At 32.6% G+C, this 23,272-nt stretch carries 22 protein-coding genes; all 22 read left to right on the top strand.

All coding sequences use genetic code 11. From position 1 onward, the window contains the following. The 22 genes from MHM83_RS03095 (at window position 1) to atpA (ending at window position 23,251) form a co-directional block, all read left to right on the top strand. Entirely contained in the window at window positions 1–1,851 is a 1,851-nt protein-coding gene (locus tag MHM83_RS03095) for a M1 family metallopeptidase (RefSeq protein ID WP_239178345.1), read from the top strand. Between the two features lie 213 nt (window positions 1,852–2,064). After that, entirely contained in the window at window positions 2,065–3,756 is a 1,692-nt protein-coding gene (locus tag MHM83_RS03100) for a glutamine--tRNA ligase/YqeY domain fusion protein (RefSeq protein ID WP_239178346.1), read from the top strand. A gap of 240 nt (window positions 3,757–3,996) precedes the next feature. Further along, complete coding sequence (gene ricT / locus MHM83_RS03105) at window positions 3,997–5,433, top strand: PSP1 domain-containing protein (protein WP_159488807.1); 1,437 nt, start codon at window positions 3,997–3,999, stop codon at window positions 5,431–5,433. Beyond that, window positions 5,423–5,908, top strand: a complete 486-nt coding sequence (locus MHM83_RS03110; protein WP_073182415.1) for a gliding motility lipoprotein GldH — start codon at window positions 5,423–5,425, stop codon at window positions 5,906–5,908. Before ricT ends, MHM83_RS03110 begins: the two co-directional genes overlap by 11 nt. Continuing rightward, window positions 5,908–8,184 carry a penicillin-binding protein 1A gene (locus MHM83_RS03115; RefSeq protein WP_239178348.1) on the top strand — a complete coding sequence of 759 codons (2,277 nt, stop codon included), beginning with the start codon at window positions 5,908–5,910 and terminating at the stop codon, window positions 8,182–8,184. Before MHM83_RS03110 ends, MHM83_RS03115 begins: the two co-directional genes overlap by 1 nt. A gap of 59 nt (window positions 8,185–8,243) precedes the next feature. Beyond that, window positions 8,244–8,945 (top strand): CoA transferase subunit A, encoded by a 702-nt coding sequence (locus tag MHM83_RS03120; protein WP_239178350.1) that lies wholly within the window; start codon window positions 8,244–8,246, stop codon window positions 8,943–8,945. 38 nt (window positions 8,946–8,983) lie between these two features. Next, complete coding sequence (locus tag MHM83_RS03125; RefSeq protein WP_125343996.1) at window positions 8,984–9,337, top strand: four helix bundle protein; 354 nt, start codon at window positions 8,984–8,986, stop codon at window positions 9,335–9,337. Window positions 9,338–9,375: 38 nt separating this feature from the next. Then, window positions 9,376–10,029 carry a 3-oxoacid CoA-transferase subunit B gene (locus MHM83_RS03130; protein ID WP_239178352.1) on the top strand — a complete coding sequence of 218 codons (654 nt, stop codon included), beginning with the start codon at window positions 9,376–9,378 and terminating at the stop codon, window positions 10,027–10,029. Window positions 10,030–10,094: 65 nt separating this feature from the next. Beyond that, window positions 10,095–10,856: an exodeoxyribonuclease III gene (locus MHM83_RS03135; protein ID WP_047788142.1), complete on the top strand. Its 762-nt coding sequence runs from the start codon at window positions 10,095–10,097 to the stop codon at window positions 10,854–10,856. Window positions 10,857–10,863: 7 nt separating this feature from the next. Beyond that, on the top strand, window positions 10,864–12,372 hold the full coding sequence (locus MHM83_RS03140; RefSeq protein ID WP_073182419.1) for a lytic transglycosylase domain-containing protein: 1,509 nt from the start codon (window positions 10,864–10,866) through the stop codon (window positions 12,370–12,372). 26 nt (window positions 12,373–12,398) lie between these two features. Next, window positions 12,399–13,391 carry a DUF4837 family protein gene (locus MHM83_RS03145; RefSeq protein WP_073182420.1) on the top strand — a complete coding sequence of 331 codons (993 nt, stop codon included), beginning with the start codon at window positions 12,399–12,401 and terminating at the stop codon, window positions 13,389–13,391. A gap of 114 nt (window positions 13,392–13,505) precedes the next feature. Beyond that, window positions 13,506–14,978 carry a DUF5687 family protein gene (locus tag MHM83_RS03150; RefSeq protein WP_239178354.1) on the top strand — a complete coding sequence of 491 codons (1,473 nt, stop codon included), beginning with the start codon at window positions 13,506–13,508 and terminating at the stop codon, window positions 14,976–14,978. A 20-nt stretch (window positions 14,979–14,998) separates the two neighbouring features. Continuing rightward, window positions 14,999–15,694, top strand: a complete 696-nt coding sequence (locus MHM83_RS03155; protein ID WP_239178356.1) for an ABC transporter ATP-binding protein — start codon at window positions 14,999–15,001, stop codon at window positions 15,692–15,694. Window positions 15,695–15,788: 94 nt separating this feature from the next. Then, window positions 15,789–18,020 carry a type IX secretion system periplasmic lipoprotein PorW/SprE gene (porW, locus tag MHM83_RS03160; protein ID WP_239178358.1) on the top strand — a complete coding sequence of 744 codons (2,232 nt, stop codon included), beginning with the start codon at window positions 15,789–15,791 and terminating at the stop codon, window positions 18,018–18,020. 19 nt (window positions 18,021–18,039) lie between these two features. Beyond that, entirely contained in the window at window positions 18,040–18,447 is a 408-nt protein-coding gene (locus MHM83_RS03165) for a bactofilin family protein (RefSeq protein ID WP_047788147.1), read from the top strand. Further along, a complete protein-coding gene (locus MHM83_RS03170) occupies window positions 18,416–18,646 on the top strand; it encodes an AtpZ/AtpI family protein (protein WP_159488822.1) in 231 nt (76 codons plus the stop codon). The genes MHM83_RS03165 and MHM83_RS03170 overlap by 32 nt, the downstream gene beginning before the upstream one ends. Next, entirely contained in the window at window positions 18,639–19,019 is a 381-nt protein-coding gene (locus MHM83_RS03175) for a DUF6168 family protein (RefSeq protein ID WP_073182425.1), read from the top strand. The genes MHM83_RS03170 and MHM83_RS03175 overlap by 8 nt, the downstream gene beginning before the upstream one ends. A gap of 124 nt (window positions 19,020–19,143) precedes the next feature. Beyond that, window positions 19,144–20,265 carry a F0F1 ATP synthase subunit A gene (gene atpB / locus MHM83_RS03180; protein ID WP_047788369.1) on the top strand — a complete coding sequence of 374 codons (1,122 nt, stop codon included), beginning with the start codon at window positions 19,144–19,146 and terminating at the stop codon, window positions 20,263–20,265. 45 nt (window positions 20,266–20,310) lie between these two features. Then, window positions 20,311–20,499, top strand: coding sequence for an ATP synthase F0 subunit C (atpE, locus tag MHM83_RS03185; RefSeq protein ID WP_028891526.1), 189 nt, complete (start codon window positions 20,311–20,313; stop codon window positions 20,497–20,499). Between the two features lie 87 nt (window positions 20,500–20,586). Then, complete coding sequence (locus MHM83_RS03190; RefSeq protein WP_047788149.1) at window positions 20,587–21,084, top strand: F0F1 ATP synthase subunit B; 498 nt, start codon at window positions 20,587–20,589, stop codon at window positions 21,082–21,084. A 7-nt stretch (window positions 21,085–21,091) separates the two neighbouring features. Further along, window positions 21,092–21,649 carry an ATP synthase F1 subunit delta gene (gene atpH, locus MHM83_RS03195; protein WP_047788150.1) on the top strand — a complete coding sequence of 186 codons (558 nt, stop codon included), beginning with the start codon at window positions 21,092–21,094 and terminating at the stop codon, window positions 21,647–21,649. 21 nt (window positions 21,650–21,670) lie between these two features. Continuing rightward, window positions 21,671–23,251, top strand: coding sequence for a F0F1 ATP synthase subunit alpha (gene atpA / locus MHM83_RS03200; protein ID WP_047788151.1), 1,581 nt, complete (start codon window positions 21,671–21,673; stop codon window positions 23,249–23,251). Window positions 23,252–23,272: the final 21 nt, after the last annotated feature.

Raw genomic sequence — 23,272 nt, forward strand, 5'->3', positions numbered from 1 at the left:
ATGAAGAAAATAATTTTAAGCCTTTTATTGTTACCGGTTATTTCTTGTGCTACCGTAAATAGTACAAAAAACAAAACCGTAACAAAAACAAAAGTACACAAGCAATCTAACCAAGGGTATTGGCAGCAACATGTTGATTATACTATGGATATTGATATGGATGTTAAAACATATCAATACAAAGGAACACAGAAATTGGTGTACACAAACAATTCACCAGATGCGTTAAATAAGGTATTCTATCATTTATATTTCAACGCATTTCAACCAAACTCACAAATGGATGTTCGTTCAAGAAATATTCAAGATCCAGATAGAAGAGTAGGAGATCGTATTAGTAAATTATCACCTTCAGAAATAGGATACATTAAAGTAAGTTCTTTAAAACAAAACGGTTCGGTAGTAAAACACGAAACTGTTGGAACGATTTTAGAAGTTACATTAAACAAACCAATTCAACCAGGAGAAAGTGTAACGTTTGATATGATTTTTGATGCGCAAGTACCAAAACAAATCCGTCGTTCGGGTCGTAATAGTGCTGAAGGAGTTGCTTTGTCAATGACACAATGGTACCCTAAAATGGCTGAATATGATTTTGAAGGTTGGCATACACCACCATACTTAGGAAGAGAATTCCATGGAGTTTGGGGTAATTTTGATGTAACACTTCATATTGATAAAAATTATGTAGTTGGAGGAACAGGATATGTACAAAACCCACAAGAAGTAGGTCATGGTTACGAAGACAAAACAAAACCGTTAAACCTTCCGTCAGGAGATAAATTAACATGGAAATTCACTGCGCCAAACGTACATGATTTTACTTGGGGAGCAGATCCTGAGTTTATTCATGATACTTATAAAATGGATAATGGAATCGACTTACATTTCCTTTATAAGAAAACATTAGATGCTGAGTATTTAGAAAACTGGAAAAAGTTACAACCTAAAACAGCTGAGCTAATGACGTATTTTAGTAAGCATATAGGTCAGTATCCATATAAGCAATACTCAGTTATTCAAGGGGGAGATGGAGGTATGGAGTATGCAATGTGTACCTTAATTACAGGACAACGTAAATGGGGAAGCTTATTTGGAGTAACAGCACACGAATTAGCACATACTTGGTTTCAATTCTTGTTAGCAACTAACGAAAGTAAACATCCTTGGATGGATGAAGGATTCACCACTTATATTTCAAACAAAGCAGAGAATGAAATTTTAGGAGAAGGAAAAGAAAACCCACATGCAGGATCTTACCGAGGGTATAATTACGTGGTAAAAAACAATATTGAAGAACCTTTAACAACACATGCTGATAGGTATCATACAAACACAGCGTATGGAGTAGCGAGTTATTCAAAAGGAAATATTTTCTTATCTCAGTTAGAATATATTATTGGAAAAGAAAATGTAGCAAAAACGTTGAAGAAGTATTTTGAAGACTTTTCTTTTAAGCATCCAACACCAAATGACATTAAACGTACAGCTGAAAAAGTTTCAGGACTTCAGTTAGACTGGTATTTAAATGAATGGACGCAAACAACACATACTATCGATTACGGAATAAAATCAGTAAACGGAAAAGAAATTACCTTAGAACGTATTGGTCAAATGCCAATGCCTATTGATGTTGAGGTAACGTACACAGACGGCTCAAAAGAATCATTTAATATTCCGTTACGTATGATGCGTGGAGAGAAACCAACCAATGCTACAGTTATTACAGATTGGACTTTTGCACATCCAACATACACTTTTACAACAAAAAAAGAGGTAAAATCAGTTGAAATTGACCCGTCTAAACTAATGGCAGACGTAAATCAAGAAAACAATTCGTTCGGAAAGTAAGTTCAAACCAAATAAAATTATTAAAACGGAAAATCTATACAGGTTTTCCGTTTTTTTATTAAAAAAAATAATCCATAATTTTCTTTGTGTAATTATCTCATAGATTCTATGTAATTTTGTTGCTTAAACCTTTTAGGAAGCTCTTAATTGATTCTATTTTAAGAGAGAACAATAGAAGGTAACAAAAATAGAACACGTACATAATTTATAAAGATGTCAGAAGAAAAGAAATCATTGAATTTTTTAGAGCAAATTGTTGAAGAAGATTTGGCAAATGGAATGCCAAAAGAAAATTTGCGTTTTCGTTTTCCGCCAGAACCAAACGGATACTTACATATAGGACATACAAAAGCTATCGGTATTAGTTTTGGTTTAGGAGAAAAATACAATGCTCCAGTAAACCTTCGTTTTGATGATACAAACCCAGCAAAAGAAGAGCAAGAATATGTAGACGCTATTAAGCGAGATGTAGCTTGGTTAGGGTATCAGTGGGAAAAAGAATGCTATTCTTCTGATTATTTCCAACAATTATATGATTGGGCAGTTCAATTAATTAAAGACGGAAAAGCATATGTAGACAACCAATCTTCTGAAGCAATGGCTGAACAGAAAGGAACGCCAACGCAACCAGGAGTAGCAGGACCTAATAGAGATAGAAGTATTGAAGAAAATTTAGATTTATTCACACGTATGAAAAACGGTGAATTTGAAGAAGGTTCTCATGTGTTACGTGCTAAAATAGATATGGCTTCACCAAATATGTTAATGCGTGATCCTATTATGTACCGCATTTTAAAGAAAGAGCATCACCGTACAGGAAGTGACTGGGTAATTTATCCAATGTACGACTGGACACACGGAGAAAGTGATTATATAGAGCAAATCTCTCATTCACTATGTTCACTAGAGTTTAAACCTCACCGTGAACTATACAATTGGTTTAGAGATAATGTGTATGAATATAGTCAATCAGAATACCCATTACCACCAAAACAAAGAGAATTCTCACGTTTAAACTTAAGTTATACCGTAATGAGTAAACGTAAGTTGATGAAGTTGGTTGAAGAAGGAATCGTTTCAGGATGGGATGATCCACGTATGCCAACTATTTCAGGATTACGTCGTCGTGGTTATACACCTGCTTCTATACGCAGCTTTATTGAAACGGTAGGAGTTTCTAAACGTGAAAACGTGATTGATGTAGCATTACTAGAGTTTAAAATTAGAGAAGATTTAAATAAAACAGCAAATCGTGTAATGGCTGTTTTAGATCCGGTAAAAGTGGTAATAGATAATTATCCAGAAGATCAAGAAGAAATTTTAATTGCTGAAAACAATCCAGAAGATGAAAACTCAGGAACAAGAGAAGTTCCATTTTCAAGAGAAATTTATATAGAGCGTGAAGACTTTAGAGAAGAAGCAAACAAAAAATTCTTCCGTCTAAAGTTAGGAAAAGAAGTGCGTTTAAAAAATGCGTATTTCATCACGGCTAATAGTGTAGAAAAAGATGAAAATGGAAACATTACGGTAATTCACTGTACATATGACCCATTAACAAAATCAGGAAGTGGAACAGAAGAAAGTAAGCGTAAGGTGAAAGGAACCTTACACTGGGTTTCTATAAAACATGCAGTAAAAGCTGAGGTAAGAGCGTATGACAGATTGTTTTCAGATGAAGCACCGGATAGCCATAAAGACAAAGATTTTATGGAGTTTTTAAATCCGAATTCGCTAGAAAAAATTACGGCTTACGTTGAACCAAGCTTACAAACAGCAAAGATTGGAGACCGTTTTCAGTTCCAACGTTTAGGGTATTTTAATGTTGATGATGATTCAACAGTTGAAGGCTTAGTATTCAATAAAACGGTTGGACTAAGAGATAATTGGGCGAAAAAGAATAATTAGTGCCCAAAGACTAGAATAAATAAAAAATGCTGCTTTTTAACTTAAAAGCAGCATTTTTTTTAACAAAAAAATCAATTTCCACTTTTCATTAGAATATGTATCTTTACAGATTAAGGATAGTTGTTATAAAGTAAATTTTATACAGCTGAAAATCAAATAATAAAAATATTTTTTGATACTGTAAATACCACAGGTTTAAAAAATATTTCAAAAAAATATTTCAAAAAAATATATTATCGTATGAGTTGTAGCAGTTGCTCAACTAACAAAAGCGGTGTGCCAAATGGCTGTAAGAGTAACGGAAATTGTGCTACAGGTACATGTGGAAGTGGAAATAAGCTCGCTGTTTTTGATTGGTTATCAAATATGACTTTACCTTCAGGTGAAGCACCATTTAATATTTTTGAAGTCCGTTTTAAAAATGGACGAAAACACTTTTATAAAAATCCTGAAAACTTAACCCTTTCCATGGGAGATGTGGTTGCAGTTGAAGGATCTTCAGGGCACGATGTTGGTATTGTTTCTTTAGCAGGAGAGCTAGTAAGAGTTCAAATGAAAAAAAGAAAAATTACTGCGGATAGTGATGATGTAAAGAAAATTTACAGAAAGGCATCTCAAAAAGATATTGATGTTTGGCAGGAAGCCAGAGGAAGAGAGTTAGAAACACAACGAAAAGGAAGAGAAATAATTAGCCGTTTAGGCTTAAAAATGAAACTTTCTGATGTTGAATATCAAGGAGACGGAACCAAAGCTACTTTTTATTATACAGCAGACGAACGTGTAGACTTTCGTCAGTTAATTCGCGACTTAGCTAGTGCTTTTTCTATACGAGTAGAAATGCGTCAGGTAGGAATGCGCCAAGAAGCAGCTCGTTTAGGAGGAATTGGTTCTTGCGGTAGAGAATTATGTTGCTCTACTTGGTTAACCGACTTTAGAAAAGTAAATACAGCAGCAGCCCGTTATCAGCAACTATCATTAAATCCATTAAAGTTAGCAGGACAGTGTGGTAAACTAAAGTGTTGTTTAAACTACGAATTAGATACGTATTTAGATGCATTACAAAGCTTTCCGAAGCAAGATAAAGTGCTAAAAACAGAAAAAGGAGATGCTGTTTTCGTTAAAATGGACATATTCAAAAAATTACTTTGGTATACCTACAAAGAGGAAAGTTTTAAATGGTATAAACTATCGTTAGATCAAGTTCAAGAGATTATAGAATTAAACAAAAATAATGAACTTGCGTTACCGTTAGAAGAATATGAATTGGAGATAGCTGAAGAGGTTTCTGTCGATTTTGAGAATGTTGTAGGTCAAGATAGTTTAACGCGTTTTGATGCACCTAAAAAAAGTCGTAAAAACAGTAGGCGTAGAAAAAGAAAACCAGCAAATAAAGCGGAAGTAGATAAACAGCCACAAACAAATAAAAGGCAAAAGAAAAAACCACAAGGAAAAACGGAAAAAACTGAAGGAGGCCAAAAAACAGAAAAAAAGAGAGTTGATAATAGGAAACCAAGACCTAAAAACAATCCAAAAACTAGAAAGCCAAAACCAGAAAGTAAAACAACTGATAAACCACAAGGACAACAAAAAAAACCGAGAAATCCCAGAAGAAAAAACAACAATCAACGAAAAAGAAATAATAGCGATAATAAAAACAATACCAATAATGAGAAGTAAAATTGGCATCATTTTTTTAGTAGCCATACTATTAGCTTCATGCGACTCAAATAGTGAGTTTGACAATTATATTGCGCTTCCTAAAAGCTCATGGAATAAAAAAAATGCAATACAGTTTACATTTCCAATTAATGACTCTATTGGTAAGAAAAATCTTTTTATAAACCTTAGAAATAATAAAGATTATGCATACAGCAATCTTTTTTTAATTACGCAAATGAATTTTCCTGACGGACAAATAATCATAGATACATTGGAATATGATATGGCAGACGTTACAGGGAAATTTTTAGGACAAGGTTTTACAGACATTAAAGAGAATAAACTTTTTTATAAAGAAAACATAACGTTTCCCCGAAAAGGAGAATATACTTTTAAGGTTCGACAAGCCATGCGAAAAAATGGAAAGTTGGAAGGAATTGAAGAATTAGAAGGAATAACTCATGTAGGGTTTAGAATAGAAAAAATAAAGTAATGACAGAGAAAAAAACAACAAATTTTAGTAAGTACATTAAATGGTTTTGGGGTATCATTTTAGGAGGGTTCTTATTTGTTTGCCTACTATTTTTACTAGCTTCTTGGGGAGTGTTTGGTGTACTACCTACTTTTGAAGAGTTAGAAAACCCAGAGAATAATTTAGCTACAGAAATTATTTCAGCTGATGGTAAAACTTTAGGTAAGTACGCTGTTGAAAACAGAACACCTATAAAATATAAAGACATTCCACAAAATATGGTAAAAGCGTTAGTTGCAACAGAAGATGAGCGTTTTTATGAACATTCAGGAATTGATTTTAGAGGAACAGCAAGAGCCGTTTTAAAACCAGGAAGTGGAGGGGCGAGTACAATAACCCAACAACTAGCAAAAATGTTGTTTACAGGAAAAGCTTCTCGCAATATTTTCAAAAGAGTACTTCAAAAGGTGAAAGAATGGGTAGTAGCTGTTAAGCTAGAGCGTCAATACACTAAAGAAGAAATCATAACCATGTATTTGAATAAATATGATTTCTTAAATCAAGCAGTAGGTGTTCGTTCAGCAGCTCGAATTTATTTTGGAAAAGAACCCAAAGAGTTAGATATAGAAGAATCTGCAATGCTAGTAGGAATGCTTAAAAACTCTTCCCTTTTTAATCCTTTAAGGAGAAAAGAGATGGTAAAACAACGAAGGAATGTTGTTTTAAAGCAAATGAATAGAAGTGAGTTTATTACTTTAAAACAAAAAGATTCATTACAAAAATTAGGTCTAGGACTTAATATAAACAGAGAAGGACATAGTGACGGTTTAGCAACATATTTTAGAGAGCATTTAAGAAGTATCTTAAAAGAGTGGGTTAAAGAAAACCCAAAACCAAATGGAGAAGAGTATAATATTTATAGAGATGGATTAAAAATTTACACTACTATAGATTCTCGTATGCAAAAATATGCTGAAGAAGCGGTTTATGAACACATGGAAAACCTTCAATCATATTTTGATAAAGAACAAAAAAGAAATAAAAAAGCTCCTTTTTATGATATAGGGAAAAAGGACATAGAAAAAATAATAAGAAGAGCAAAGCAAAATTCAGACCGTTATAAGCGAATGAAAGCAGCAGGAAAGTCTGAAAAAGAAATAGATAAGGTGTTTAACACAGCTACTGATATGCGTATTTTTACGTGGAAAGGTGAACGTGATACAGTAATGACTCCTTATGACTCAATACGTCATTATAAACACTTCTTGCGTTCAGGTTTGGTGTCTATTGAACCTCAAACAGGCCACATTAAAGCATGGGTTGGAGGAATTAATCATAGATACTTTAAATATGATGCAGTTGAGCAACAAAAACGCCAAGTAGGTTCTACATTTAAACCTTTTGTATATGCTACTGCAATTAATCAATTAAAAATGTCACCTTGTGATAAATTACCAAACACACCATACACCATTCCGAAGGAAAAATATGGAATGCCAGAAGATTGGACACCAAAAAATGCAGGAGGTAAATATGGAGGTGAATTAACGTTAAAAGACGCCTTAGCAAAATCAGTAAATGTGATTACAGCACAATTAATTGATAAAGTCTCACCTATAAATGTAGTTCGACTAGCAGAGTCTTCAGGAATACAATCCAAATTAGAAGCAAATCCGTCTATTGCATTAGGAGCAATTGATTTATCTTTATTAGAGATGGTTAGTGCATATTCAACTTTTGCGAACAAAGGGTTACGTGTTAGTCCACTAATGGTTACTCGAATTGAAGATAAAAACGGAACAGTTTTAGAAGAGTTTGTTCCTGAGACAAAAGAAGTGTTAAGTGAAGAGTCAGCTTATGTGATTTTAGATTTAATGAAAGGAGTAACTCAAGTAGGTTCCGGAGCTCGTTTAAGATCAACATGGACATCAGGAGGAGATGCAGTAACAGGTTTCCCTTATAAATTTACGAATCCTATTGCAGGTAAAACAGGTACAACACAAAATCAATCAGATGGTTGGTTTATGGGAATGGTGCCAAACTTAGTAACTGGAGTATGGACAGGAGGAGAAGATAGAGCAACACACTTTGCAGGACTAAGATATGGTCAAGGGGCAACAATGTCACTACCAACATGGGGAATATTTATGAGAAAATGCTATGAAGATAAAACGCTAGAGGTTAGTAAAGGAAATTTTGAAAAACCTAAAGATATAAGTATTAATTTAGACTGTTCAAAAGTTGAAGAAGCTAAAGAAGGAGAAGAAGAAACAGTACCAGACGATACGGATTTTTAGTAAATTGTAAAGTATTTAAAATCTCACCTAGTAGGATAAAGCTTAAAACAACAACTATAATGATAAATAAAAAAGTAAATAACGTACAAGAAGCATTGCAAGGTGTGCAAGATGGAATGACCTTTATGTTAGGAGGGTTCGGTTTATGCGGAATACCTGAAAATGCTATTGCTGAGTTAGTAAAAATAGGAGTAAAAGATGTTACTTGTATTTCTAATAACGCAGGAGTTGATGATTTTGGCTTAGGGTTGTTATTGCAAAATCGTCAGATAAAGAAAATGATTTCTTCTTATGTAGGAGAAAATGATGAATTTGAGCGTCAAATGTTATCTGGAGAATTAGAAGTAGAATTAACACCTCAAGGAACTTTAGCCGAGAAATGTAGAGCAGCACAAGCAGGGTTTCCAGCATTTTATACCCCAGCGGGTTATGGAACAGAGGTAGCAGAAGGAAAAGAAACTCGTGAGTTTGACGGGAAAATGTATGTATTAGAGCCAGCATTTAAAGCAGACTTTGCTTTTGTAAAGGCATGGAAAGGTGATGCTGCTGGAAACTTAATTTTTAAAGGAACTTCAAGAAACTTTAACCCTAATATGTGTGGGGCAGCTACAATTACAGTTGCTGAGGTTGAAGATTTAGTTCCAGTAGGAGAATTAGATCCAAATCAAATTCATATTCCAGGAATTTTTGTACAACGCATTTTCCAAGGAGAAAAGTATGAGAAGAGAATTGAGCAACGAACTGTTCGCAAACGAGATTAGTTTTTAATGAATCAATTTGAAAATTTGAAGATGTAACAATGAGAAGTGATAAAGAAAACTTAATTGTAAAATTAACTTTTGAGTTATCTCTTGAAATCATCAAGTTTTCAGAAGAAATAAGAGCTTTACATCGTTATGAGATGGCATCTCAGGTTTTTAGAAGTGGAACATCAATAGGAGCCAATATTAGAGAAGCACAAAATGCAGAAAGTAAAGCAGATTTTATTCATAAATTTAAAATTTCAGCGAAAGAAGCTGATGAATTGGAGTATTGGTTATTATTGTGTGAACAATCAGAATTTTACCCAAGCCCAAAAAAGAAGTTACTAACAGATTTGAAAACAATTATTAAGATAATAAGTAAAATAATAGCTTCTTCAAAAAAGAAGTAATTATAAAATTTTCAAATCAACAAATTTTCAAATTAAAAATGTTAGATAAAAACGGAATAGCGAAAAGAATCGCAAAAGAAGTAAAAGACGGATATTATGTAAACCTTGGTATCGGAATTCCAACATTAGTAGCCAATTTTGTTCGTGATGATATAGAAGTAGAATTTCAATCAGAAAATGGAGTATTAGGTATGGGACCTTTTCCTTTTGAAGGAGAAGAAGATGCTGATATTATCAATGCAGGAAAACAAACTATAACAACTATGCCAGGAGCTAGTTTTTTTGATTCTGCTACTAGCTTTTCAATGATTCGTGGTAAACATGTACACTTAACCATTTTAGGAGCTATGGAAGTAGCTGAAAATGGAGATATAGCGAACTGGAAGATACCAGGAAAAATGGTAAAAGGTATGGGGGGAGCGATGGATTTAGTAGCCTCTGCCGATAACATTATTGTAGCAATGATGCATACCAATAAAAGAGGAGAATCGAAGTTACTTAAAAAATGTTCCTTACCATTAACAGGTGTAGGTTGTGTAACTAAAATTGTAACCAACCTAGCGGTATTAGAGATCAAAGACAATAAATTTCACTTATTAGAAAGAGCTCCAGGAGTATCTGTAGAAGAAATTAAAGCAGCTACAGAAGGAACTTTAGTAGTTGAAGGAGACATTCCAGAAATGAATATTTAACAAAATTATAGGATAAAAAAAAGACGTAAAGTGTTAAGCTTTACGTTTTTGTATTTTAAAAATAGATGAAAATAATCTCATACAACGTAAACGGAATTAGAGCAGCATTAAAAAAAGGGTTTATCGATTGGTTACAAGCAGCGAACCCTGATGTAATATGTATTCAAGAAACCAAAGCTCATAAAGAACAATTAGATGTAACTGAGTTTGAAAACGCTGGATATCCATACCATTATTGGTTTTCAGCAGAGAAAAAAGGGTATTCATCAGTAGCAATTTTTTGTAAAGAAGAACCAAACCATGTAGAGTATGGTACAGGAATAGAATCTATGGATTTTGAAGGGAGAAATCTTCGTGTAGATTTTGATGAGGTCTCTGTAATGAGTATGTATTTACCTTCAGGAACTAATAGTGCTCGATTAGACTATAAGTTCAACTACATGGATGAAATTTTAACCTATGCTACAGAGTTAAGAAAAGAAATTCCTAACTTGGTTATTTGTGGAGATTACAACATCTGTCATGAAGAAATAGATATTCACAACCCGAAAATGAAAGGAGTATCTGGGTTTTTACCAGAAGAGCGTGAATGGCTAGGGAAGTTTATCAATAGTGGATTTATTGATAGTTTCCGTCACTTGCACCCAGAAAAACAAGAGTATTCTTGGTGGAGTTATCGAGCAAATGCAAGAGCGAATAATAAAGGTTGGCGTATTGATTACAACATGGTAACCGAACCATTAAAAGATAAAATTTCAAGAGCATATATTTTACCAGAAGCAAAACATTCAGATCATTGCCCAATTGCAGTTGAATTAGATTTATAAAACCAACATGAAGAAATTACTAACACTACTACTTTTTACAACTTCAATTTTTGCGCAACAACCTGTTGATAGTCTTTTTATAGCTAAAGACAGTATTGATGTTGTGGTAAATGACTCTATAAACTTATCGCAAAACCAAGAGCTATTTTCTACAGAAGATTTAAAGATGATTGATAGCTTATTGATTGAAGAAAAATTTAATTCATCGTTGTTTGACAGTATTCAATATGTAATTAACGATAAAGATATTTTAGGAAATACAACCACAATTCTAACAACAGATTTATTAAAGAAAAGATTACAAGACCTAAACGTAAAAACACCGTTTCATTTAGAGTATAATCCTGCGTTAGAAAAAGTAATAAACAGTTATTTAAAATACCGAAAAAAATACTATCCAGCATTAATGGCTCGTGCTCAATATTATTTTCCAATGTTTGAGCAATACTTAGATCAATATGATATTCCGTTAGAAATGAAATATTTGGCTATTGTTGAGTCAGCATTAAGACCCGACGCTCGTTCTTGGGTGGGAGCTACAGGTTTATGGCAGTTTATGTATGGAACAGGTGTTCAGTTTGATTTGAAAGTAAATTCGTATGTAGATGAACGTCAAGATCCAGTAAAATCAACAAAAGCAGCTTGTCAATACTTAAGTCAACTATATAAAATTTTTGGTGATTGGGATTTAGCTTTAGCAGCATATAATTCGGGTCCAGGAAATGTATCAAAGGCAATAAAGCGTTCTGGAGGATATAAAAACTATTGGAATATCCGCCCTTTTTTGCCTCGTGAAACAGCAGGGTATGTACCAGCATTTTATGCAACGATGTATATTTTTGAGTATGCAGAAAAGCACCATATTTACCCTGAAGCACCGAAAATATTCAATTTTGAGACAGATACAGTTCGTGTAAAAAGAACCATTAGTTTTGATCAGATTTCAGAAAAAACAGGGATAGATTCTGATTTATTAGCGTTTCTAAACCCGTCGTATAAGCTAGATATTATTCCATATGTAAAAGAAAAAAATTATGCAGTTCGATTACCTCGAAGAAACTTAATGGACTTCTTAGAAAAGGAAAAAGAAATATATGCTTTAGCAAATGAAGATGACGCTAAAAGAGAAAAGCCATTACCAAAGTATTTTGAAATGGATAAACGTATTCGTTACAGAGTTCGAAGTGGAGATTATCTAGGTAAAATAGCTAATAAATTTGGAGTACGAGTAAGTGATATTAAACGTTGGAATGGTTTACGCACACATCATTTAAAAATAGGTCAGAGATTAAGTGTTTATCCTAAAAGAATGGCTGTTCCAAAGAAGGTTTCAAAGAAAAAATATAAAGCACCAACAGGTAAGCATGAGGTGTATGTTGTTAAAGAAGGAGATTCATTATGGACTATTTCAAAAAAATATCCATCAGTTTCTGTTGATGAAATTAAAAAATGGAACAATATTTGGAGTGTTAAGAGTTTGAAACCAGGAATGAAACTTAAAATATTTAAAAGCTAAAAAACAACTACTAAACACCACAAACTATGAATAAACTAATAGCATTATTTGCCCTGATTTTTATAACAGTTTCGTGTAAAAATAAAGGAGAGAAAAGCGACTATGTTTTACCAACATCAAATGGAAATACTAATAAAATATTAGTAGTAATTAAAGGAAATGATTGGGAAGGTAAAATTGGTGACGAAATTCGCTCTGTTTTTGGGGAGCATCAGGTAGGATTACCACAGCCTGAAACATTACTTTCAGTAGGACAAATAGATCCTATAGGATTTAAAGGTTTTATAAGGAATGCAAGAGCTGTTTTGATTCTTAGAGAAGGAGAAAAAGAAAAAATAGCAGTAGAAAAAAACAAATATGCTGAACCTCAAATTTTAGTTTATGCAACAGCTAAAAGTAAAGGAGCTTTGGTTGACTTGATTCGCAACAGAGGAAAAGAGATTATTAAACTATTTAAAGATGAAGATGTAAAATTTACTCAAAACATTTTTAAAAAAGAAAAATTAGATGAAAGCCAATTCAAAACAATAAAAAAATTAGGTATTTCATTAACCATTCCTGAAAGGTTTAAACTTGTTGAAGATACGGGAGACTTTTTATGGTTACGTCAACACTTAAAAAGCGGAATAGCAAGAGGAGATGGAACCAACAATATTTTAGTGTATAGTTATCCATTAGAAGATGAAAGTAAAGTAGAAGATAATATAACAAGAATGCGCGATACGATTGGTAAAAAATATATTCCAGGAAGTAAAGAAGGAATGCACATGATTACCGAACAAGCATATACACCATTTACTTTCGATGCAGAAATTGATGGAAGAAAAGCTTATGAAACTAGAGGTAAATGGGAAGTAAAGAATGATTTTATGGCAGGACCGTTTATTAATTACTCGATAATTGATAAAGAAAACAACCGTGTTCTTGTTTTTGAAGGCTTTACTTATGCACCTTCAGTAAATAAAAGAGATTTTATATTTGAGTTAGAAGCAATAGCAAAATCTTTAAAAATAAAATAAAAGATAAATCATAACAACGGTAGAAAAGCATCAATTTTTAAATTGATGCTTTTTTTATGTAACAAAAAGTTGTAGAAAAAGACAAATAAGATAATCAACCAAATACAAAACCAAATGATTGCACATTTTTTAAAGTTAGAGTGGAAGCAGTTTTTTCGCTCTTCTTATTTCGGAAAAAGTATTGCATTAAAAATTATCATGGGCTTTTTTGCATTGTATATGCTAGTTTCATTTTTAATGATAGGAATAGGAGGGTATTTTTTCATTAAAAAAGAATACCCAAATACAGATCCACTTTTTTTTGTGAATGGATTTCTTGTTTTTTTATTACTTGGAGATTTAATTTTTCGCTACTTAATGCAAAAATTACCAGTACTAAACATTAAGCCGTTTCTAAACTTACCGGTAAAAAAAGAAAAGTTAGTCCATTTTGTATTAGGAAAATCAGCAGTGTCGTTCTTCAATATAATGCCGTTGTTTTTTTATGTGCCTTTTTCAATAGTATTAATAGGTCAAGGCTATGATATTATGGGGGTTTTAGGATGGTTGTTTTTAATGGTTATGCTAGTGTTAAGTGCTAACTACGTAAATTTTTTAATAAATAAAAACAATTATGCACTAGGAGTAATGATTGTTGTACTAGCAATATTGTTTTTTGGAAATAAATACCAGCTGTTTAACGTAAATTATGTGTTTGCTCCTGTTTTTCAATCAGTATATAACCTTCCTGCTTTTACATTAATAGGAGTGGTTCTATTGATAGGTTTATATTATATAAACTTTAAATTATTAAGAGAAAAAGCATATTTAGATGACGCTATAAAAAGTAAAGAAGAAGTAGCAAAAGAATCAGACTTATCTTTTGTTGATAGATTAGGAGATGTCGCGCCATTTATTAAAAATGATATTCGTCAAATTTGGAGGAATAAACGTACCAAAACAGTATTTTTTATGTCGTTTATATTTCTTTTTTACGGAACTTTCTTCTTTGGAGAAGAAACATATCGAGAAAAAATGCCTGCTTTCTTAGTCTTTGCAGCAATTTTTGTGACAGGAGGATTTACATTAAATTATGGTCAGTTTATTCCTGCATGGGATAGTGAGTATTACAAAATGCTTATGAGTCAAAATATCCGTTATCGAAAATTTTTAGAAAGTAAGTGGTATTTAATGGTTGTAGTATCAGGAGCATTGTATTTGTTAAGCATTCCTTATGCTTATTTCTATGGATTAGATATTTTTTTAATGATAACTGCAGGAGCAATATTTAATATAGGATTTAACTCTCTTTTTTTATTGTTTGCAGGTTCTTTTAACCGAAAACGTATAGACCTAAATAAAAGTGGGTTTTCAAATTATCAAGGAACCAGTGCAACCAATTTTTTAATCATAATTCCCATAATCGGAATTCCTATGTTCTTATTCTGGGTTTTCAACAAGTTTGTGAGTTTCAATGCAGGAGTTTTAGCAATTGCTATTGCAGGAGTACTAGCATTAGCGTTCAAAAATTACTTTATGAACTTTATAGAAAAAAGATACATTAAAAGTAAGTACGCAGTAATACATGCATTCAGCCAAAAATCATAACTAACCAAAAACTAAACAAAATGATATCTATACATAATATTTCAAAAACATACGGAAGTACACAAGTTTTAAACATAGAAGAGTTGAATATTCCAAGCGGACAAGCTTTTGGGTTAGTAGGGAATAATGGAGCAGGAAAAACAACTTTGTTTAACCTGTTATTAGATTTAATTAGACCAACTACAGGAGGGATTGTAAATAATGAAGTAATTGTAAATAAAAGTGAGAACTGGAAAACATTTACAGGGTCGTTTATAGATGAAACTTTTTTAATAGGATATTTAACACCTGAAGAATACTTTGATTTTGTTGGAGATTTACGCGGGATGAATAAAGCTGATGTAAAAGCTTTTTTAGCTCAGTTTGATGAGTTTTTTAATGAAGAGATTTTAGGAAAGAAAAAATACTTACGAAGCTTAAGTAAAGGAAATCAAAAGAAAGTAGGTATTGTAGCTGCAATGATGGGGAATCCACAAGTGATAATTTTAGATGAACCTTTTGCAAACTTAGACCCTACAACACAAATTAGATTAAAAAAAATAATTAAAAAACTTACAGAAAATAATGATGTAACTGTACTAGTTTCTAGTCACGATTTAAGTCACGTAACTGAGGTGTGTGGGCGTATCGTAGTCTTAGATAAAGGAAATGTTGTAAAAGATATAAATACATCACAAGAAACTTTAAAAGAGCTAGAAAGCTATTTTTCTGAATAAAACAAGGTAAAAATCACCTTATAATTATTATTTTTACCTCTTTACGTACAAAAAATGCAATTATTACGTTGTTGTACTGTAAAAGTAATAGTATATGAAAAAAGGGGTAAAGATAATAGTATTCAGTGTTTTAGGAACTATCGTGTATTCGTGTAGTGTTAAAAAGGATGCTTTTTTGAATAGAAGTTACCATGCCGTTACTACTAAATACAATGTGCTTTTTAATGGAGAGCAAGCGTATTTAAAAGGACTTGAAGAAATTCAAGAAAAGCACGAAGACAATTTCTGGAAACGCTTACAAATAGAACCTATAACTTTTGATGAAAGTAAGTTAGCTACGAAAGTACTTACACCAGGTACAGGATTTAATACTGAAGAGAGTGAAGAAGACAAAAACCTAACTCCTTTTGAAAAAGCAGAAGAAAAAGCAATAAAAGCCGTTCAAACACATTCAATGAATATTAATGGCTATGAAAAAAATAGCCAGATAGATGACGCTTATTTATTGTTAGGTAAATCAAGATATTATACCCAGCGTTTTATTCCAGCATTAGAAGCCTTTAACTACGTAATAGTTAATTATCCAAAAGCAAATTTAAATTATGAAACAAAAATATGGAGGGCGAAAACAAATATTCGTCTAGGTAATGAAAAAAGAGCTATAGAAACATTAATGTTGTTATTAGATGTTTTAGATGAGAAAGAAAAAATAAATAAAACGGTAAAAGAACAAGCTTATACAGCCATGGCAATGGCATATGAACAAACCGATACCATTCAAAAAATGGTAGATTATTTAAAATTAGCAACTAAAACACGTTACAATAAAGAGCAAACAGCAAGAAATATGTTTGTGTTAGGTCAGGTTTACAGCGAATTAGATAGAAAAGATTCAGCAAGAATGGTGTTTCGAAGATTATCAGAATTTAAAAGAGCACCAGACAAGTTCCGTATTCGAGCAAATATTGAACTTGCTAAAAATACTCCAAATGATTCAACATCAATATTAATGTTGGCAAGGTTAAGAAAACTGATTAAAAACTCTGATAACCGCAAGTTTTTAAACGAGTTATACTACCAAGCAGGGGTGATTCAAGAAGGGAGAAATAATCCTGAAGCGGCAGCAGAATATTATAAAAAATCTTTACAAGCGAAGCATAACAACAATTACCAAAAAACATATGCGTATGAACGCTTGGCAAATATAGCTTTTGAAAAAGAGAATTATTTGTTAGCAGGCTCATATTATGATAGCGTATTGCAGGTGGTTTCCAAAGAGTTTGATCAAGAAAAAAGAATTCGTAGAATTCGTAGAAAGAGTAAAGGGTTAACAACTTTAAGAAAATATGAGGAAACTGTTAAAAATAACGACAGTATTCTTAGTTTAGTTGGAATGACGCTAGATGAAAGAACTTCTTTTTTTGTGACATATATAGAAAAAATAAAGAAAGAAGACGAAGAAAAAAGACAACAAATGCTCAATGCTCAGAACTTTGGAAATGGTTTTGGAGGCGGTGTATCTATAAATAATAGTGCAAATAAAGGGAAGTGGTACTTTTACAATACTCAAGCATTAGGGTTTGGAAGAGCAGATTTTCAAAAAATATGGGGAACACGCCCTCTAGAAGATAACTGGCGATTATCAGACAAATCTATTAGCGTCACAGAAGATGTGTCTGATGATATTAATGGAAAAAAAATCAACAAAAGATATGAGCTTTCAACATATCTTGAAGCTATACCAACTGATGACAATGTAATTAATGACCTTGTAAAAGAGCGAAATGATGCATTATATCAATTAGGACTAATTTATAAAGAGCAGTTTACAAACACTACACTAGCAATTAAAAACCTAGAACGCTTAAGACAGGTGAGTATAAATAATAAGTTGGAATTGCCAATAAGTTACCACTTGTATCAAATATATAAAAAGCAAGGAAATGTAGCTAAGTCAAATGATTATAAGAACATTATCCTAGAAAAGTATCCAGAAACAAGTTTTGCTCAAATAATTTTAAACCCAGATAAAAAACTTGTTAAAAAGAAGAAAGAAGATCAGGTTTTAAATAAGTATAAAGAAATATATTATTTATATAAAGAAAATAAATTTGAAGAGGTCGTTAGTGAAATAGATAAATTTTCAAGTACACTAAAAAATTCAAATTTAATCCCTAAATTCGCACTTCTAAAAGCCTTGGCGATAGGTAAATATCAAGATAAAGAGACCTATAAAAAAGCGCTAGAGTTTGTTGCAGTTAGTTATGCTACTACTCAAGAAGGTAAAAAAGCAAAAGAAATTATAGAACTATTAAATAAAGCATAACCCCTTAAATTCCCCGAATATGTTTGGTAAAGAGAGTAAAAAAACAGGAGAAAACAAAGTTGCAGAGAGAAACATTATAGGAAAAAACACTAAAATAATAGGTGAGATTATTTCAGAAGGAGATTTTAGAATAGATGGAATATTAGAAGGAACCATAGAAACTAAAGGAAGAGTAATAATTGGAAATACTGGTTTAATTAAAGGAAAAGTTGAATGTACTAATGCAGATATAGAAGGAGAGTTTTCAGGAGAGCTTTTTGTTTCAAACACTCTTACAGTAAAATCTTCAGCAAATATTAATGGTGATGTAATTATAGGAAAATTATCTGTAGAACCAGGAGCAGAATTTAATGCCACTTGTGCCATGAAAGGAGCGGTAAAAGAACTAAATAAAAATGAGCAAGGACTCAAAGAAAAAACCGCTTAATAAATACATACGATTCACAGGAATCGCACTTCAAATGGGATTAACTATTTACCTAGGAAGTTTGCTAGGTAAATGGTTAGACCAAAAATATCCAAACGACAACCAACTTTACGTAAAAATTTGTACACTTGCAGCAGTTTTTGGTGCTATTTACTCTGTAATACGCCAAGTAATTAAGATAACCGACAATAATGAGTAAACGAATTTTAGTATTTTCTTCTATTATATTAGTTTTAGGTATAGGAGGCTTCTTTTTAAACAGTTTTTTGCTTTCTAATGCGGGTGTAACACTTTCTTTTTCTGTATTACAAGTATACTGTTTTAATGTAATAGCAACTATTTTAATTTATTCTTTAATAGAATGGGTACTTGGATATTTACCAAATGAAACAGGATATTTATATTTAGGAATGTTAATGGTAAAATTCGGAATTTTTATTCTACTATTCCAAAAGAGTATTTTTTCAGAAGCAGGGTTAACAAACCCAGAAAAAGCAACCTTATTAATTCCTATTATGGTGTTTTTAGCTATCGAAACTGTAGCGTTGTCAAAAATACTTAACACTAAATAGATGAGTTGTTTATGACGATGTGTGGTGTTCTTTAAAACTAAGCAAAAAAAGGGTTTGTAGTTTTAATTAAATGTGTACCTTTGCACCGAAATTTACAGACCCAAAATCTATATTTAGTAAAGGTATGATGGTAGCAAACAAAACTATCAAGTTTTTAACACTTTTAACACTTGTGTTTTCATCGTTAACTGCATTTGCAGGTGGAGACGATACAACTTCTAATGATAGTGGTAGAATTAACACTAAAGAGTCAATAGATGCTTATATTAAGCATCACTTGGCAGATTCTCATGATTTTAACTTGTTTTCATATACGAATGATGCAGGAGAGCGTAAGCATATAGGCTTTCCATTGCCCGTTATAGTGAAAACTACTAAAGGAATTAAGTTTTTCATGTCGTCAAAATTTCATCATAACGATGATGGTACATTGGTTGTGGATGCAGGTGATGTGAAATTGGTGAAAATACATAGTAAAATATATGAATTAAATGCGGGTGAAGAAGTGGTTGCTTTTGATGAGGAGCATCATGCTACTAACGCACAGAAAGTATTGGATTTGTCTATTACCAAAAGTGTGTTTGGTATGTTTTTAGCAGGTTTGTTAATGTTCTTTGGATTTAGAAGTTTGGCTTCTGGGTACAAAAAAGGGCCAATACCAACAGGTGTAGCACGTATACTAGAACCTTTAGTTTTATATGTAAGAGATGAAATTGCACGTCCTAATATTGGAGAGAAACATTACCGTAAATTTATGGGGTTCTTATTAACCGTGTTTTTCTTTATTTGGGTTTTAAACTTATTAGGATTAACCCCGTTAGGTTTTAACGTAACAGGTCAAATAGCAGTAACAGTTTGTTTAGCTTTATTTACATTTTTTATCGTACAATTTAGCGGAAATAAAGATTATTGGAAACATATCTTCTGGATGCCAGGTGTGCCAGTCTTAATGAAATTAGTATTAGCACCAATTGAGGTGTTGGGTATGTTAACTAAACCATTTTCTTTATTTGTGCGTTTGTTTGCGAATATTACCGCAGGACACTCAGTAGTTATGGGTATCGCAGCGTTAATGATTTTATTAAAAGCAAAGTTTGGAACAGCGGGAGCAACAGGAATCTCTTTCTTTTTAACCTTGTTTTTAACTATTATAGAGTTGTTGGTAGCTTTTCTACAAGCTTATATTTTTACCATGTTATCATCGTTATTTATTGGTATGGCGGTAGAAGAACATGACCATCACTAAGAACTAGAATCAAAAATTTGTTTAATTATATATAAATCAATTATTATGACACTTAATTTAGTTGGAGCAGGATTAATCGTAATCGGAGCAGGATTAGGATTAGGGAAAATCGGTAGTAGTGCAATGGAAGCTATTGCTCGTCAACCAGAAGCTGCTGGTAAAATCCAAACTGCAATGATTATTATTGGAGCATTATTAGAAGGTTTAGCATTCGGTGCTTTACTTTTAGGATAAGCAACAAAAAACAAACAAATTCCTGTAACGGTTGGTTGCAGGAATTGTTTACACAATTAAACAAAAAAACACAAAAAATATATAATAATGGGAATATTTAATGACTTTTCTGTAGGGTTGTTTTTTATGCAACTAGTAATTTTAGCTTTATTAATCTTTATAATGGCAAAGTTTGCATGGAAGCCTATTTTAAATGCGTTAAATGAGCGTGAGGAAGGGATTCAAGGTGCTTTAGATGCTGCAGAAAATGCACGTAAGGAAATGCAAAACTTGCAAGCGGATAACGAAAGATTAGCAAAAGAAGCCAGAGCAGAGAGAGATGCAATGATGAAAGAAGCTCGTGAGATAAAAGATAAAATTATAGCTGATGCTAAAAAAGAAGCAGAGGATCAGACTACTATAATGATAGATAATGCAAAAGCTACAATAAAACAAGAGCAACAAGCAGCTATCGCTGAGTTAAAGAAAACAGTAGGTAACTTATCTATCGAAATAGCTCAAAAGGTAGTAAGAAAAGAATTAGCTTCACAAGATGAACAATTAAAGCTTGTGGAAGGAATGTTAGAAGAGGTTACTTTAAACTAATCAGTAGATGAAAGAATCAAGAGCAGCATTACGTTACGCAAAAGCAATTTTAAATTTAGCTAAAGAATCAGGAAATGAAGCTTTAGTAAATGATAACATGAAGTTAATCGTAGATACAATTGCCGAAAGCGCTGATTTAGATGTTATGCTTAAAAGTCCTGTAATTAAAGCTGCAGATAAGCGTAAAGTTTTAAATGCACTTTTTGGAGATAAAGTAGACAACATAGTAAAAGGGTTGTTTAATTTATTAGAGGAAAATAAGCGTATGGTGATGTTAGACCCTATTGCTAAGCAATATGCAGTTATATATGATCACTATAAGAACACAAAAATTGCCAGAGTTACAACCGCAGTAGCTTTAACAAAAGAGTTAGAAGATAAAATACAAGCTAAAATTGTAGCCCTTACAGGAAACAATGCAAGTATTGAGAATATAGTAAATCCAGAGATATTAGGAGGATTTATCTTACGAGTTGGAGATGTGCAGTATGATGCAAGTATCTCTAGTCAATTTAATGAGTTAAGGAGAGAGTTTGACAACGGTCATTACATTCCAAAAATTTAATTATACATCAAAAGAAATAAGATGGCAGCAATTAAACCAGCTGAAGTATCAGCAATTTTAAAGGAACAATTAACAAATTTTGAGTCTAAAGCTTCATTAAATGAAGTAGGGACTGTATTACAAGTAGGTGATGGTATTGCACGTGTTTATGGATTATCTAACGTACAATACGGAGAATTAGTAGAATTCGATAACGGATTAGAAGGTATCGTATTAAACTTAGAAGAGGATAATGCAGGTGTTGTATTATTAGGAGCTTCTACTTCAGTAAGAGAAGGATCTACTGTAAAACGTACAGAAAGAATTGCTTCTTTAAAAGCTGGAGAAGGAATTGTAGGTCGTGTTGTTAACACTTTAGGGCAACCAATCGATGGTAAAGGACCAATCGAAGGGGAAACTTTTGAAATGCCTTTAGAGCGTAAAGCACCAGGAGTTATCTTCCGTGAGCCTGTAACTGAGCCAATGCAAACAGGTATTAAATCTATCGATGCAATGATTCCAGTAGGACGTGGTCAACGTGAGTTAATCATTGGAGACCGTCAAACAGGTAAATCAACTGTTGCTATTGATACTATCTTAAATCAAAAAGAATTTTATGATGCAGGACAACCAGTGTACTGTATCTACGTAGCTATCGGTCAAAAAGCTTCAACAGTAGCAGCAATTGCTAACATGTTAGAAGAAAAAGGAGCGTTAGCATATACAACTATCGTTGCTGCAAATGCATCTGACCCTGCACCTATGCAGGTATATGCACCATTTGCAGGAGCTGCAATTGGAGAATATTTCCGTGATACTGGTAGACCAGCTTTAATTGTTTATGATGATTTATCTAAGCAAGCAGTAGCTTACCGTGAGGTATCTTTATTATTAAGAAGACCTCCAGGGCGTGAGGCTTACCCAGGGGATGTATTCTACTTACACTCAAGATTATTAGAACGTGCTGCTAAGGTAATTGCTGATGATTCTATTGCAAAAGATATGAATGATTTACCAGAATCATTAAAATCTAAAGTAAAAGGAGGAGGATCTTTGACTGCATTGCCAATTATTGAAACTCAAGCAGGAGACGTTTCAGCATATATTCCAACAAACGTAATTTCGATTACTGATGGTCAGATATTCTTAGAGTCTGATTTATTCAACTCAGGGGTTCGTCCAGCGATTAACGTAGGTATTTCTGTATCACGTGTAGGAGGTTCGGCTCAGATTAAATCAATGAAGAAAGTATCTGGTACACTAAAGTTAGATCAAGCTCAGTACCGTGAATTAGAAGCATTCGCTAAGTTTGGTTCTGACTTAGATGCTGCAACTTTAAATGTAATTGAAAAGGGTAAGCGTAACGTAGAGATCTTAAAGCAAGCGCAAAACGATCCTTATACTGTAGAAGATCAGGTAGCTATTATTTATGCAGGTTCTAAGAACTTGTTAAAAGATGTGCCTGTAAACAAGGTAAAAGAATTTGAAAAAGATTATTTAGAGTACTTAAACGCGAAGCATAGAGATACTTTAGATACTTTAAAAGCAGGAAAATTAACTGATGAAGTAATTGATACTTTAAGAGACGCTGCTAAAGAAATTTCAGCTAAATTTTCAGCTTAATAAAAACAAAAAAGGCATCCC

This window comes from Tenacibaculum sp. Mcav3-52, assembly GCF_022347665.1.
Taxonomy (GTDB): Bacteria; Bacteroidota; Bacteroidia; order Flavobacteriales; family Flavobacteriaceae; genus Polaribacter; species Polaribacter mesophilus.

Coding starts and splice junctions, on each gene's coding strand:
- MHM83_RS03095 (WP_239178345.1), top strand. CDS start 1: ATGAAGAAAATAATTTTAAGCCTTTTATTGTTACCGGTTATTTCTTGT.
- MHM83_RS03100 (WP_239178346.1), top strand. CDS start 2,065: ATGTCAGAAGAAAAGAAATCATTGAATTTTTTAGAGCAAATTGTTGAA.
- ricT (WP_159488807.1), top strand. CDS start 3,997: ATGAGTTGTAGCAGTTGCTCAACTAACAAAAGCGGTGTGCCAAATGGC.
- MHM83_RS03110 (WP_073182415.1), top strand. CDS start 5,423: ATGAGAAGTAAAATTGGCATCATTTTTTTAGTAGCCATACTATTAGCT.
- MHM83_RS03115 (WP_239178348.1), top strand. CDS start 5,908: ATGACAGAGAAAAAAACAACAAATTTTAGTAAGTACATTAAATGGTTT.
- MHM83_RS03120 (WP_239178350.1), top strand. CDS start 8,244: ATGATAAATAAAAAAGTAAATAACGTACAAGAAGCATTGCAAGGTGTG.
- MHM83_RS03125 (WP_125343996.1), top strand. CDS start 8,984: ATGAGAAGTGATAAAGAAAACTTAATTGTAAAATTAACTTTTGAGTTA.
- MHM83_RS03130 (WP_239178352.1), top strand. CDS start 9,376: ATGTTAGATAAAAACGGAATAGCGAAAAGAATCGCAAAAGAAGTAAAA.
- MHM83_RS03135 (WP_047788142.1), top strand. CDS start 10,095: ATGAAAATAATCTCATACAACGTAAACGGAATTAGAGCAGCATTAAAA.
- MHM83_RS03140 (WP_073182419.1), top strand. CDS start 10,864: ATGAAGAAATTACTAACACTACTACTTTTTACAACTTCAATTTTTGCG.
- MHM83_RS03145 (WP_073182420.1), top strand. CDS start 12,399: ATGAATAAACTAATAGCATTATTTGCCCTGATTTTTATAACAGTTTCG.
- MHM83_RS03150 (WP_239178354.1), top strand. CDS start 13,506: ATGATTGCACATTTTTTAAAGTTAGAGTGGAAGCAGTTTTTTCGCTCT.
- MHM83_RS03155 (WP_239178356.1), top strand. CDS start 14,999: ATGATATCTATACATAATATTTCAAAAACATACGGAAGTACACAAGTT.
- porW (WP_239178358.1), top strand. CDS start 15,789: ATGAAAAAAGGGGTAAAGATAATAGTATTCAGTGTTTTAGGAACTATC.
- MHM83_RS03165 (WP_047788147.1), top strand. CDS start 18,040: ATGTTTGGTAAAGAGAGTAAAAAAACAGGAGAAAACAAAGTTGCAGAG.
- MHM83_RS03170 (WP_159488822.1), top strand. CDS start 18,416: ATGAGCAAGGACTCAAAGAAAAAACCGCTTAATAAATACATACGATTC.
- MHM83_RS03175 (WP_073182425.1), top strand. CDS start 18,639: ATGAGTAAACGAATTTTAGTATTTTCTTCTATTATATTAGTTTTAGGT.
- atpB (WP_047788369.1), top strand. CDS start 19,144: ATGATGGTAGCAAACAAAACTATCAAGTTTTTAACACTTTTAACACTT.
- atpE (WP_028891526.1), top strand. CDS start 20,311: ATGACACTTAATTTAGTTGGAGCAGGATTAATCGTAATCGGAGCAGGA.
- MHM83_RS03190 (WP_047788149.1), top strand. CDS start 20,587: ATGGGAATATTTAATGACTTTTCTGTAGGGTTGTTTTTTATGCAACTA.
- atpH (WP_047788150.1), top strand. CDS start 21,092: ATGAAAGAATCAAGAGCAGCATTACGTTACGCAAAAGCAATTTTAAAT.
- atpA (WP_047788151.1), top strand. CDS start 21,671: ATGGCAGCAATTAAACCAGCTGAAGTATCAGCAATTTTAAAGGAACAA.